Annotated in this window: 9 protein-coding genes and 1 pseudogene; 4 read left to right on the plus strand and 6 right to left on the minus strand. The window is 64.4% G+C overall.

Translation table 11 applies throughout. The features are described from left to right. The first annotated feature begins 103 nt into the window (after nt 1-103). On the plus strand, nt 104-1,045 hold the full coding sequence (locus GV068_RS06490) for a restriction endonuclease (protein WP_159696559.1): 942 nt from the start codon (nt 104-106) through the stop codon (nt 1,043-1,045). A gap of 160 nt (nt 1,046-1,205) precedes the next feature. On the opposite strand, the gene amt is transcribed toward GV068_RS06490, so the two are convergent. From amt to GV068_RS06505, 3 genes are read right to left on the minus strand one after another with little or no spacing between them, the layout of a single operon-like run. Next, entirely contained in the window at nt 1,206-2,603 is a 1,398-nt protein-coding gene (gene amt / locus GV068_RS06495; protein WP_159696560.1) for an ammonium transporter, read from the minus strand. A 10-nt stretch (nt 2,604-2,613) separates the two neighbouring features. Further along, nucleotides 2,614-2,952 (minus strand): P-II family nitrogen regulator, encoded by a 339-nt coding sequence (gene glnK / locus GV068_RS06500; protein ID WP_036247637.1) that lies wholly within the window; start codon nt 2,950-2,952, stop codon nt 2,614-2,616. A gap of 17 nt (nt 2,953-2,969) precedes the next feature. Next, nucleotides 2,970-3,704 carry a TorF family putative porin gene (locus GV068_RS06505; protein WP_159696561.1) on the minus strand — a complete coding sequence of 245 codons (735 nt, stop codon included), beginning with the start codon at nt 3,702-3,704 and terminating at the stop codon, nt 2,970-2,972. Nucleotides 3,705-3,966: 262 nt separating this feature from the next. Between GV068_RS06505 and GV068_RS06510 the strand changes: the two are divergent. The 3 genes and pseudogenes from GV068_RS06510 to GV068_RS06520 form a co-directional block, all read left to right on the plus strand. Then, a pseudogene (locus GV068_RS06510) lies at nt 3,967-4,197 on the plus strand (accessory factor UbiK family protein); the annotation flags it as partial. 139 nt (nt 4,198-4,336) lie between these two features. Continuing rightward, nucleotides 4,337-6,796, plus strand: coding sequence for an adenosylcobalamin-dependent ribonucleoside-diphosphate reductase (locus tag GV068_RS06515; protein ID WP_159696562.1), 2,460 nt, complete (start codon nt 4,337-4,339; stop codon nt 6,794-6,796). A 52-nt stretch (nt 6,797-6,848) separates the two neighbouring features. Further along, nucleotides 6,849-7,361, plus strand: a complete 513-nt coding sequence (locus tag GV068_RS06520) for an adenine phosphoribosyltransferase (protein ID WP_159696563.1) — start codon at nt 6,849-6,851, stop codon at nt 7,359-7,361. Here GV068_RS06520 and GV068_RS06525 read toward each other — a convergent pair. The 3 genes from GV068_RS06525 to GV068_RS06535 form a co-directional block, all read right to left on the minus strand. Beyond that, nucleotides 7,309-8,001 (minus strand): hypothetical protein, encoded by a 693-nt coding sequence (locus tag GV068_RS06525; protein ID WP_159696564.1) that lies wholly within the window; start codon nt 7,999-8,001, stop codon nt 7,309-7,311. The two genes, GV068_RS06520 and GV068_RS06525, sit on opposite strands and share 53 nt — an antisense overlap. A gap of 140 nt (nt 8,002-8,141) precedes the next feature. Beyond that, nucleotides 8,142-11,723 (minus strand): M1 family aminopeptidase, encoded by a 3,582-nt coding sequence (locus GV068_RS06530; protein ID WP_159696565.1) that lies wholly within the window; start codon nt 11,721-11,723, stop codon nt 8,142-8,144. Nucleotides 11,724-11,732: 9 nt separating this feature from the next. Beyond that, nucleotides 11,733-12,662, minus strand: coding sequence for an ABC transporter ATP-binding protein (locus GV068_RS06535; RefSeq protein ID WP_159696566.1), 930 nt, complete (start codon nt 12,660-12,662; stop codon nt 11,733-11,735). Nucleotides 12,663-12,828: the final 166 nt, after the last annotated feature.

Here is a 12,828-nt window from a genome sequence, read left to right on the forward strand (position 1 = left end):
ACCTATAATTTAGTACCACCAAATTTTAAGGTTACCTATGTTAACTCCCATGTTTGTCCAGCACTTGGTAGGCTTGTGCTGTGTCCGTGCGTCTGCATCCGCGGTGGAAGTAATCGTCGGCGACATGGTGATGGATACGGCAGCGGGTAAGCAGCGGGACGTCGACGTTACCGTGACGGTCGAGGTCGAGCCAGGCAAGCTAGAAGGCTACCTTGCGTACGAGGTTAAGCATGAAAAGGGGCCAATCGACGTTGTTACCGTTGAAGGGCTCTGTGCTAAGTTGGGAGATATGCCCCAGCTGACCTCGCGTGCGATCGTTTCAACATCGGGGTTCACAGAGGGTGCGCGTAAAAAGGCGACTGCGCGGGGTGTTGAGCTTTATACGCTCGAGCCTTGGAAAGAACCGGTCGAAACGTTTTTTGGGGAGGGCTGCAGCCTCAGGGGCTTGCCAAGCGAAGCAGTTCAAATCCAGCGCCAGATCCTCTTGATCTGGGAGACACACTACACCTACACCCAAGCTGTAGGCGGTCCAGAAAAATTCTCGACCCCGGATGAGTTGCCGTTATTTACAGCAAAAGGAAAGCTCCACAAAAAATACAAAACCTTCGGAGAGTTTCGGCAGTCAATCTTCATGAGGTCTACAAATGTATTGTTTGGCCTCCCACCTGCCTCCGCTCATCTGAGCGCGCCGAAACACGGCACAGACCTTTTGCAGACGCCACCCTGGCCGATGACGCATACAATCGAGACCGAACGCGACCAAATATTCCTGAGATTTGAAGGTGGCCTGTGTCCGATTGCAAGCATCACAATTACCGGGACTATGGCTTGGCGAGAGTACCCAAGTAACTCTCAGCAGTTCGTCATGAAAAATGTTGCGGACGGCACACCTTTTGCTGCGGCCATCGTCATGGGAGGTTACCCCTCATCGGTCCAGTGGGCGATTGTCATGGCACCAGGCTCAGCGAAAATGAACATCATCAAGATCGAACTAGCAGAGAGGCATATCAATGCAATTCGCGGCCTGAAACTAGATATCTTGTAGGGAAGCAGCCGATTTAAGCACTGGCGATATTTGCGGACCTGACAACAGATCGTGGCCACCAAACGCGGTGACCACGATCAATATTAACGCTATTGGACGCTGTTCTATCAAGCCTCCCTTACGTTATCACCCGCACCGGAGGACTTGGCACAGCACCCGCTTACGCGTGGTAAGCCGACTCCCCGTGGCTGGTGATGTCCAGGCCTTCGCGTTCCTGGTCGGCCGGCACGCGCAGGCCGATGACCACGTCCACCAGCTTGAAGGCGACGAAGGCCACCACCGCCGACCACACGATGGTGATGCCGATGGCTTGCGCCTGCACCCAGACCTGGTTCGCGATCGAGTAGTCCGGCGAGCCCTTGTTGGCGATGTAGTCCCAGATGCCCTGCCCGCCCAGCTGCGGCGCGGCGAACACGCCGGTCAGCAGCGCGCCCAGGATGCCCCCCACGCCGTGCACGCCGAACACGTCGAGCGAGTCGTCGGCGCCCAGCAGGCGCTTCAGGCCAGTGACGCCCCACAGGCAGATGATGCCGGCCAGCAGGCCCATCACCAGTGCACCCATCGGGCCGACGAAGCCGCAACCCGGGGTGATCGCCACCAGGCCGGAGACCGCGCCCGAGACCGCGCCCAGCAGCGAAGGCTTGCGCTTGAAGATCCACTCGCCGAACATCCACGACACGGCGGCCGCAGCGGTCGCCAGCAGGGTGTTGATGAAGGCCAGCGCGGCCACGTCGCCCGCTTCCAGTGCCGAGCCGGCGTTGAAGCCGAACCAGCCCACCCACAGCAGCGAGGCGCCGATCATGGTCATGGTCAGCGAGTGCGGAGCCATCGATTCACGGCCCAGGCCGAGGCGCTTGCCGATGACATACGCGCCGACCAGGCCCGCCACGGCGGCATTGATGTGCACCACGGTGCCGCCCGCGAAGTCGAGCGCGCCCTTCTGCCACAGGAAGCCGGCGTTCGAGGTGACGGTGGCCAGGGTGGCGGCGTCGGTGATCGCGTCAGGGCCGGCCCAGAACCAGACCATGTGGGCCACCGGCAGGTAGCCGAAGGTGAACCACAGCACCATGAACAGCAGCACCGCCGAGAAGCGCACGCGCTCGGCAAAAGCGCCGACGATCAGGCCGCAGGTGATGGCGGCAAAGGTGCCCTGGAAGGCGACGAAGATGAACTCGGGGATCATGGTCTCCTTGCTGAAGGTGGCGGCCTGGCTGAAGGTGCCGGCCGCGGCATCGTAGATGCCGTTCAGGAAGACGCGGTCGAAGCTGCCGATGAAGGCATTGCCCTGGGTGAAGGCCAGCGAGTAGCCGTACAGGCACCACAGGACGATGATCAGGGAGAAGACCATGAACACCTGCATCAGCACCGACAGCATGTTCTTGGCGCGCACCAGGCCGCCGTAGAACAGGGCCAGGCCCGGGATCGACATCATGATGACCAGGATGGTGGCGATGAACATCCAGGCGGTGTCGCCCTTGTTGATCGTCGGTGCGGCCAGGGCCGGCAGGGCCAGGCCGGCGGCGAGTGCGCCGGCCAGGAGTTTGGTGGTGAGCTTCATGCAGTTCCCCTTACAGTGCTTCGTTGCCGGTCTCGCCGGTACGGATACGGATGACCTGGTTGAGGTCGGCCACGAAAATCTTGCCGTCACCGATCTTGCCGGTGCGGGCGGCGCCCGAGATGGCGTCGATGACCTGGTCGACCACGGCGTCGTCGACCGCGGCCTCGATCTTGATCTTCGGGAGGAAATCGACCACGTATTCCGCGCCGCGATACAGCTCGGTGTGGCCCTTCTGGCGGCCGAAACCCTTCACTTCGGTGACGGTCATGCCCTGGACGTTGATCTCCGACAGCGCTTCACGGACTTCGTCCAGCTTGAAGGGTTTGATGATGGCGGTAATCATTTTCATGGTGGTGCCTCTTTGCGTCAGAAAGTTTTGGACAGGGTCAGGATGGCGCCCGACTTGCCGAGGTTCTTGCCCTGCGGGCTGAGGTAGGCCTCGGTATTCGCCTTGATCCAGGCCAGCGACAGGGTGGCCACGCCGAAGTCCTTGGTCACGCCGACCTTGTAGTCGGTATACGAGTACTGGCTGTTGTGGGCGACCTTCTGGTGGCCGGCATGCAGGTTCAGGATGAAGCCGCTGCCGACGTCCACGTCGGCACCCACGTCCAGGTAGCCGCTGCCCTTGCTGTCGGCGGTGCCGAACAGGTTGGTGGTCGATTGCGAGTATTTGATGTAGGCCGGGCCGAAGCCGAGGCGTCCGTACAGCTCGAAGGTGTTGGCGCGCGGATTCAGGCCGTTGTCGGGGTACCAGTAGTACAGGCCGCCGACGTCATAGGTCACCGACTCGCCGAGGTTGCCGCGCTTGCCGCCGTAGACGTCCCATTCGATGTTGCCGTCGCCGCCGAGATCTTTGGTCCATTTGATGGTGGACAGCCAGGTGCCCACGTACAGGCCGGATGGGCCATGCACGTAGTCGGCGCCGCCCTGCAGCGCCGGGTCAAACCGGGTTTGCGACAGGCCGCGGTAACGGTAGTCGCTGGTGATGGCGGCGTTGTAGCTGACTTGATGCTCAGGAGCAGCTTCTTGCGCAAAGGCAGGGATGCTGGAAAAAGCCAGCACGGCCCAGGTCATTGCTGCTGCACTTGTTTTGCACTTCATGACATTCCCCTTATATTCAACGGCTGAACCGTGGCGCAGGCCGTTGCGGTTTACAATCTCGTTTGCTACACGCCTGACAACTCTTTAGCAGGATGCGTGCCAGCCGAAAAACCGCGATCGGGGTGCTTGTTTTCTCAACCATCCGCCCCATTTGTGATTCGAACAACCAGGAAAACCCGCGCGCCGCGCGTTTGCAGCGGCGCCGCGCACCAAAGCGGATGGCGACGCACCGTCGTGGTGCAGCGCTCCGACTGAATAGGAAATGGACATGAACAACTTCTTCAATGACATCCAGGGCAAGATCAACCAGGCGCTGGAGAGCACCCCGGCGAAGGACATCGAGCGCAACGTCAAGGCGATGATGACCCAGGGTTTCTCGAAGCTCGACCTGGTCACCCGCGAAGAGTTCGACATCCAGGCCCAGGTGCTGGCCAAGACCCGCGCCAAGCTCGAGGCGCTGGAACTGCGCGTGGTGGAGCTGGAAGCACGCCTGGCGGCCCAGGGCAGCTCCGGCGCCACGGCGACCACAGCGAGCCCGGCTACGGCCAGCGGTCCGCTCCCGGGCGCCACCGACCCGTCCGCGCCCCACGTCATCCTCGACAAGCCCTGATCCGCCAGCGGCATTCATGCACATGAATGCGCCCGACACATCGCCCGACGCCCTGGCGCCGCAGGAAGTCTCGCTCGACGTCCTGCGCGAGAAATACGCCAAGGGCGAGGAAAGCAGCATCCTCGACGTGCGCCGGCGCGTGGCGCGCGCCCTGGCCGCCCTCGAGCCCGAAGACCGGCGCGCCGAACTGGAGGAACGCTTCCTCTGGGCCCAGGAACAGGGCTTCGTACCCGCCGGGCGCATCAACTCCGCCGCCGGCCTCGGCCTGCAGGCCACCCTGATCAACTGCTTCGTCCAGCCCGTGGGCGATTCCATCTCCGGCAGCGAAGACGGCCTGCCGGGCATCTACACCGCCCTGCTTGAGTCGGCCGAGACCATGCGCCGCGGCGGCGGCGTCGGCTACGACTTCAGCGCCATCCGCCCGATGGGCAGCAAGGTCCGCGGCACCCGCTCGCGCGCCTCCGGCCCGGTCTCCTATATGGAAGTGTTCGACGCCTCCTGCCGCACAGTGGAGTCGGCCGGCGCGCGGCGTGGCGCCCAGATGGGCGTGCTGCGCATCGACCACCCCGACATCGAACGCTTCATCGCCGCCAAGGACGCGGGCGGGCTCACCAACTTCAACATCTCGGTCGGCGTCACCGACGAGTTCATGCGCGCGGTCGAAGCGGACGCCCTGTTCGAACTGGTGCACCGCGCCGAGCCGGGCGGCGAAGAGGATGGCGCCTACCTGCGCGAGGACGGCAGCTGGGTCTATCGGCAGGTCGCGGCGCGCGCGCTGTGGGACAAGATCGTCGCCTCGACCTACGACCACGCCGAGCCGGGCGTGCTCTTCGTCGACCGCATGAATGCGGAGAACAACCTCTGGTACGCCGAAGAGCTGCGCGCCACCAATCCCTGCGGCGAACAGCCGCTGCCCGCCTATGGCTGCTGCGACCTGGGCTCGGTCAACCTGACCGCTTTTGTGATTGACCCCTTCGGCGCCAGCCCCAGCTTCGATTTCGAGCGCATGTGCGAAGTGGCGGCGGTCGGCGTGCGCATGCTGGACCTGGTGCTGGATGCGACCGAATGGCCGCTGCCGCAGCAGGCCGCCGAATCGCAGGCCAAGCGCCGCGTGGGCCTGGGCTTCCTGGGCCTGGGCAGCGCCCTCGTGATGCTGGGGCTGCGCTACGATTCAGATGAAGGCCGGGCCATGGCGGCGCGCATCGCCGAAACCCTGCGCGACGCGGCCTATGCCACCTCGGTCGAGCTGGCGCGCGAAAAGGGGCCGTTCCCGCTGTTCGATGCGGATCGCTACCTGGACGGCCAGTTCGTGGGACGCCTGCCGGACTGGCTGCGCGACGCGATCCGCAAGTACGGCATCCGCAACTCGCACCTGCTGTCGATCGCGCCGACCGGCACCATCTCGCTCGCCTTTGCCGATAACGCTTCGAATGGTATCGAACCGTCCTATTCCTGGACCTACCAGCGCAGGAAGCGCATGCCGGACGGTAGCTGGCGCAGCTACGATGTCGAGGACCACGCGTGGCGCCTGTACCGCCAGATGGGCAATGACATGGCGAACCTGCCACCGGCCTTCGTCACCGCACTCGAGATGCGCGCGCTCGACCACCTACGCATGGTGCAGGCGGTGCAGCCTTTCGTCGACACCGCGATCTCGAAGACGGTCAACGTGCCGGAAGATTATCCCTTCGAGGATTTCCGCGACCTGTACAGCCAGGCCTGGCATGCGGGCCTGAAAGGCCTCGCGACCTACCGCCCGAACACGGTGCTGGGCAGCGTGCTGTCCACATCGCCGGAGCGGCGCGAGTCAGCAGGGCCGGACGAGGATCCGCTGCGCAAGCGCTTCGAGCGCCGCCCGCTGGGTGAGCTGGAATCGGTGACCTCGAAAATCGAATACTCGACCCAGGAAGGCCGCAAGACCGCCTACCTGACGGTGAGCTTCATCCGCGCCGACGGCGTCCACGAAGGCCGCCCGGTCACGGTCGAACGTCCCTTCGAGTTCTTCATGCCTTCGAACCAGCGCACCGGCGGCCAACAGTGGATCACTGCCTCGATGCGCCTGCTGTCGATGGTGGCGCGCGCCGGCGGGCCGATCGCACGGGCGCTGGCCGACATGCGCGACGTGGTATGGGAAAAGGGCCCGGTGCGCTGCGGCTACCTCACGCGCGAAGACGGCACCCAGGTGCCGGTCTACCACGACTCGGAAGTGGCGGCGATCGCCTTCATGCTGCAGCGCGTGCTGATCCGGCGCGGCTTCCTCGACGCCTTCGGCAACCAGGTGCCGGTGCCGGAACTGGCGCGCATGCTCGCCGCCCGCGGCGCCGGCTTCGCACCCGAAGCCGAACCGCAGCCACCGACCAGCTCCGGCGCCCTGCCGCCTGTCACCGGCGCCAAATGCCCGGAATGCGGCGCGCGGGCGCTGCGCAAGGTCGACGGCTGCACCCGCTGCGACGAGTGCCATTACGTGGGCGAGTGCGGCTGAAACAAGGGATAATCGCCGGTTCACCCATTCGCTTTCCGCACGAGCACCTCTTATGAACGATTTCAACAGCGTCCCGCTGGAATTCTTCCAGGATTACCCGGAGCCGGGCGTCAACTTCATCGACGTCGGCTGCATCTTCGACCAGCCCGAACACTGGCGCCTGGCCATCGACACCCTGCACGCGAAGACCGATGAGCTGCACTTCGACTTCATCCTGGCGATGGATGCGCGCGGCTTCATGATCGCTGGCGCCCTCGCCCTGGAACACAAGGTCGGCTTCGCCATGGCGCGCAAGGCGGGCAAGCTGCCCGGCCAGGCGATCAGCATCGACTACCAGCGCGAATACGGCAGCGCCACCATCGAGATCCAGCCGGAACGCATCAAGGGCCAGCGCGTGCTGATCGTCGACGACGTGCTGGCCACCGGCGGCACCATCGAAGCGGCGGCCGCCCTGCTGCGCCGGATCGGCAAGGACGTGGTCGGCGCGGCAGCCCTGTTCAATATCGCCTTCTTCAAGGACAAGCGCGCGCTGACGATGCCGGTGGTGACCCTGCGCGACGTCTGAGCTGGGCGCGCGCTTCGCGCCAGATCAGAAACACGATGGTGAGCATCCCGATTACCGAGGGCAGCAGCTGCGACCACGGCTGCCCTACCCTGACCAGGTTGCCGGTTGCGGCGGACAGCATGCCGAACAGCGAGGCCACCATCTTGTAGATGTGCTCATGGCGCCAGAGCGCGGCGTGCCAGCGGCGCGGAAAGCACCAGCGCGCGGCGTCGTACGTGAGCAGCATGGCCAGTGTCCCGAGCGTGGCGTACACGACGCCCGGCGCCGCGCCGGCCATGCCGCCTTTCGCCAGCAGCACCGGCAGCAGGCCAAGCGCCCAGGCGATGGCGCACAGCGACAACAGCGCGTCGACCCGGTTCGGCCCCGCGGCCCGGGTATACAGCACATGCCAGCCGCTCAGCAGCTGGTAAGTGACCAAGAGGGTCAGCACGGCGAACAGCGGAACGAAGCGGAAGAACAGGTTGCCGATGACCGCCGTGGCACAGACGGTCAAGGTGAACAGGACGAACACGCGTCCGCGCCTGCGGTGAACGGGTGTACCCTTGGCGGCCGCCAGCATCGCCAGGCCGAGGCCGATCGCGACGATGCCTGCGCCGATGTGCACGGCGAGATTGACGAGGTGAGGAAGAGGAAGCTGCATGATTGGCCCTGGTGGAAAACGATCCCAGGCCAATGTAAGGACAAACCGGAGCGATAGCGCGAGCGATGTCGCCGCTTGCGGAAATACGGGAACGAACTGCGGCTTCCCTTCCCGCCGCCGTCCGTTCCCGAGTGACTGGCTTAGTCGACGCTGACTTCCTTGCGGTTGTCGCGCGAGACGCGGTCGATCATCTTGTTATACGGATCGACACCGACCTCGAACGGCTTCTCCTTGACCGTCACGGTCACCACCGGGTTGTCGCCCGTGAGCACGCGCTTCTCCAGCAGCAGGACGCGCTCGTCCTTCTCCTTGGCGCCGGCGGCGCGTGCGAAGATACCGATCTCCACCGGCTCGTCGTAGGCGCGCGGCGTTTCCTTGCCATGGCCATCGGCTTCCATCTTCGCCAGGTGCAGCTTCATGCTCACGTCCCACTGCCCGTCGGCGCGCTTGACCGCTTTTGCCTCGGTGACGCGGTTATCGTAGAAGACGATCTTTTCGAACAGGTCGGTGATCAAGGCTTGCTTGTCCTTCGGCGCCTCGGCGCGGATGTAGGCGAGCAGCTCGCTGGAGGTGGTGAACGGCGACTCCTGGTAGCCCTTGTCCTGCAGGAAGCGCTTGAGCGCACGGTTCAGGGCTTCCTCGCCGATCTCGTCGCGCAGGCGGTAGAACACCAGGCTGCCCTTGCGGTAGTGGATATAGTCCTGGTTCTCCACGCGGTACAGCGGCAGCTCCTCGATCTTCTCGCCGCCGCGCGAACGCAGGTAGCGGTCCAGTTCATAGCGCAGGAAGCGGCGCATCTGGTGGCGTCCGTATTCCTTTTCCATCACCATCAGCGCCGAGTACTGCGACAGCGATTCGATCAGCATGCTCGCGCCCTGCACGTTGGCGGCCGTCACCTGGTGGCCCCACCACTGGTGCGCCACTTCGTGCGCCGTCACGTAGAACACGTAGTCGATCGCGTCCTTGTCGCGCAAGTCGGCGATGAAGCCGATCGATTCCGAGAACGGAATGGTGTTGGCGAAGGACTGGGCGAAAGTCGCGTAGTTCGGGAACTCCAGGATCCGCACCTGCTTGTGCTGGTAGGGCGTGAACTGGGTGGTGTAGTAGTCCAGCGACTTCTGGGTCGCGGTCACCATCCGCTCCACGTTGTAGGCGTGCTTCGGATCGTGGTAGACCTCGATCGGGATGCCCTTCCACTCACCCTTCTTCACCTGCCAGTCGGCCGACAGATAGGCGAAGAACGGCATCATCTTCTGGTCCATCTTGTACTGGTAGTAGTTGCGGCCGTTCGCCTTCCAGGACTTCTGCAGGTAGCCCGGCGCCAGCGCGGTCTGGTTGGCGCTGGTCGAGACCGTGGTCTCGTAGCTGATCCAGTCCGCTTCGGGCCCGAACATCGAGTTGCGGCGCGCCGCCTGGTCTTCCAGCTTCGGCATGCGTTCCGGTTCGCCCAGGCCGCGCTTGCGGCGCTCATTGCGGTCGCGCAGTTCGGCGTCGCCCTGGTAGCCCAGCTGCGGGAAGAACTGGCGGTTGTTGAAGAACGTGCCGTTCAGGTTGATGGTATCGGGGCTGCCACCGTTGCTGAATCCTGGACGGCGTACGTCGACCGTGAATTCGAGCGGCATGCGCTCGCCCGGCTGCATCGGCTGCTTAAGTTTCAGGATGCTGAAGCCGGCCTCCTTGTCGCTCACCAGCACCTGGTGCGGCGGCAGCCTGGTCCAGGTGACCGTGGCGTCCGGATTGACCTGCAGCGGCAGGCTGTCGACCGGCTTGCCGGTGCGGTTCTCCAGCACGTAGCTGCCGCGGATCGCCAGGCGGCGCTCTTCCGGATAGATGTCCACGTCGGCGCGCACGTCCGTCACCTTCGCATGCGGCAGGTCCTTGTACTTGCGGTAGTTCTTCTCGTACGCGGCCTGCTTGTCCATCGCGACGTTCGCGGGTTCGTACTTCGCCAGGGTATTGGTGTTGTAGAAGATCCAGCCGCCAGTTGCCGCAAACGCTGCGACGAACAAGGCCAGCGCCACGCCAGGCGCGCCTCTCAGGCGCCGCCCCGCCTCGCGCACGCGGGTGCCCCAGGCGAAGGACAGGCCACGTACCCAGAAGGCCTGGGCCACGATCAGCGCCGCCACCATGAACAGGCTCCAGTACAGCGCGAACCAGCTCCAGCCGGCGATGAAGTGGCCGAAGCCGTTCATGTCCGAATACGGGGTGCGCGGCAGGCCGGCGATGTTGTACAGGTTGTGGTCGAGGTGCAGGATGCCGGCGACGATCTGCGACACCATGAACAGGATCATCAGGAGGTAGCCGACGAACTTGTTGTTGGTGACGACCTGCAGCACCACGGCCAACAGACCCATCAGGATGAAGGGCAGGCCGGCGATCAGGATGCTCTTGACGTAGACCATGCCCTCGATCGGCGCGCCGCCCTTGATCAGCTGGATCACCATCGCCGCCAGCACGCCGGTGAACAGGAAGGCCAGCACCACGCCGGTCAAGGCCAGGCTCTTGGCCACCAGCGGCGCCCAGTTCGGCATCGGCATGGCGTCGCTGACGTCGGCGATCTTTGCCTGGCGCTCCTTGAAGATCAGCTCACCCGCATAGAAGGTAACGATGATGATCAGCATGAAGGTGAAGCTGCCGTTCAGCAGTTCGACCATCAAGTGGGTCATCGGGTACACGGTGGTGCCGAAGATCTCGCCCATCTGGGTCGAGCTGCCCACCAGGTTCATCACGCTGAACAGCAGCATGACCAGGAAGGGCACGCTCTTGAACACGGCGGCGGCGTCGAACTTGAAGATGTGCCAGCACTGGATCCAGCGCGTGGCCGTGCTGAAGCGCGGTTCGATGCGCGGCAGCTTCAGCGGCGCCGGCGCGGCGGCGCTTGCTGCTGCCGCCTTGGCCTTGCCGAACAGGCGCTTGCCGGTGCCGGCGCGCTGCGGCTTGAAGAGCGCGAGCGTCAGGCCGAACAGCACCAGCGCGACTGCGCTCCACAGCAGGCGGTTGGCCAGCATGTAGCCGGCGAACTCGGGCAGGCCGGCGTTCGATTCGGCGGTCGAGAAGTAGCGCGTGGCGCGCGAGAAGGCGCGCAGGCCGAACGGGTCGGACAGGACCGCGATCCACTCGTTGTCGATGTTCGAGGTGAAGCGTCCGGCGACGATCCACAGCACGAAGAAGGCCAGCACGCCGACATACACCAGCATGATCGAACGGGTGGTGGCGGCCAGCAGCATCAGGAGCGCGCCGATCAGGAGCAGGTTCGGCACCACGATCACCCCTAAGGCCCACAGGAAGGCGGCGCCCGGGAAAGGACCGACGCGCTGGGCGTCGACCCAGGGCATCAGGGGCCCGAGCATCATGCCGAGGACGACGCCGGCGAAGATGACCAGGCAGGCCAGCAGGCCCGCGGCGAAGCGGCCGACCAGGTAGTCGCGCTTCTTCATCGGGGTCGCGAACAGCATGTCCGAGATGCCCACTTCGCTATCGCGCAGCACGGTGCCGGCGATGAAGATGGTGACCACGAACATCGACACCAGGCTGAAGGAGCCGAGCATCTGGGCGATCACCACCGGTGCGTTGCGGTTGACGTTGCCGATGCTGCCGCCGACCTGGATCGCATCGGTGGTGCTGGCGCCGAAGGCCAGCGCGCCGAAGATCAGCGCGCACACCCACAGCAGCGGCTGGCGCAGCTGGGTCGCCAGTTCGAATTTGAAGAATTCCCTTAACATGGCCGCTCCTTACACGACAGCGGCAGGTGCGGCGGTCGCCGCGGCCGGCGCGCTGGCGCGTTCCGCCGCACGGCTGGCATTGCGGATCTGGAGGAAGTACACGTCCTCGAGATCGGGTTCGACGCTAACGAAGCCGTCGTCCGGCTGCTCCTCGGAGAACACGTTGATCTGCGGGCGCCCTGCCACCAGGCGGGTCGACAGCACGTTTAAGCGGCTCTGGTAGTCCGCCAGGGCGTCCTGGCTGACGGTGCGGCGCCACACGCGGCTCTTGAGCGTATCGATCGCCGCCTGCGGTTCGCCCTGCAGCAGCACGGTGCCGCGCGCGATCATCGCCATGCGCGGGCACAGGTCGGTCACGTCCTCGACGATATGGGTCGACAGGATGACCACCACCTGCTCGCCGATCTTGGCCAGCAGGTTGAGGAAGCGGTTGCGTTCATCCGGATCGAGGCCGGCGGTGGGCTCGTCGACGATCACCAGGCGCGGCGCGCCGAGCAGGGCCTGGGCGATGCCGAAGCGCTGGCGCATGCCGCCCGAGTAGGTGCCGAGGGCGCGCTTGCGCGCTTCCCACAGGTTGGTCTGCTGCAGCAGGGCCTCGACGGCTTCCTTGCGTTCGCCCTTGCCGGTCAGGCCCTTGAGGACCGCAAAGTGGTTCAGCAGGCGCTCGGCGCTGACCTTCTGGTACACGCCGAAGTCCTGCGGCAGGTAGCCGAGCTGGCGGCGCAGGCCTTCCTTGTCCTTCAGGACGTCCAGGCCATGGAAGTGGATGCTGCCGCTGTCGGGGTCCTGGAGAGTGGCGATGGTGCGCATCAGCGAGGATTTGCCGGCGCCGTTCGGCCCGAGCAGCCCGAACATCCCGTTCGGGATCTCCAGGCTGACATCGTTGATGGCTTTCACACCATTCGCGTACGTCTTGTTGAGCTGCTTGATCGATAACATCTGTGTTCTCCAGGTCCCGTTGATTATCTTGTGCCATACCCCGCCACCGGCGGATGAGGTAGTGTTGCCGCAGGATAATGTACAGATAACTAAGCGGAATGCCAGGCTTTTTGCGACCAGCTGCCGGATTCCGGGAATGAACGACGTGTTTTTGCGATATGTATGC

Origin of the sequence: Massilia sp. 9I (genome assembly GCF_902506415.1) — a bacterium.
In the GTDB taxonomy this organism is placed as follows: Bacteria; Pseudomonadota; Gammaproteobacteria; order Burkholderiales; family Burkholderiaceae_D; genus Telluria.

Coding starts and splice junctions, on each gene's coding strand:
- amt (WP_159696560.1), bottom strand. CDS start 2,603: ATGAAGCTCACCACCAAACTCCTGGCCGGCGCACTCGCCGCCGGCCTG.
- glnK (WP_036247637.1), bottom strand. CDS start 2,952: ATGAAAATGATTACCGCCATCATCAAACCCTTCAAGCTGGACGAAGTC.
- GV068_RS06505 (WP_159696561.1), bottom strand. CDS start 3,704: ATGAAGTGCAAAACAAGTGCAGCAGCAATGACCTGGGCCGTGCTGGCT.
- GV068_RS06515 (WP_159696562.1), top strand. CDS start 4,337: ATGAATGCGCCCGACACATCGCCCGACGCCCTGGCGCCGCAGGAAGTC.
- GV068_RS06520 (WP_159696563.1), top strand. CDS start 6,849: ATGAACGATTTCAACAGCGTCCCGCTGGAATTCTTCCAGGATTACCCG.
- GV068_RS06525 (WP_159696564.1), bottom strand. CDS start 8,001: ATGCAGCTTCCTCTTCCTCACCTCGTCAATCTCGCCGTGCACATCGGC.
- GV068_RS06530 (WP_159696565.1), bottom strand. CDS start 11,723: ATGTTAAGGGAATTCTTCAAATTCGAACTGGCGACCCAGCTGCGCCAG.
- GV068_RS06535 (WP_159696566.1), bottom strand. CDS start 12,662: ATGTTATCGATCAAGCAGCTCAACAAGACGTACGCGAATGGTGTGAAA.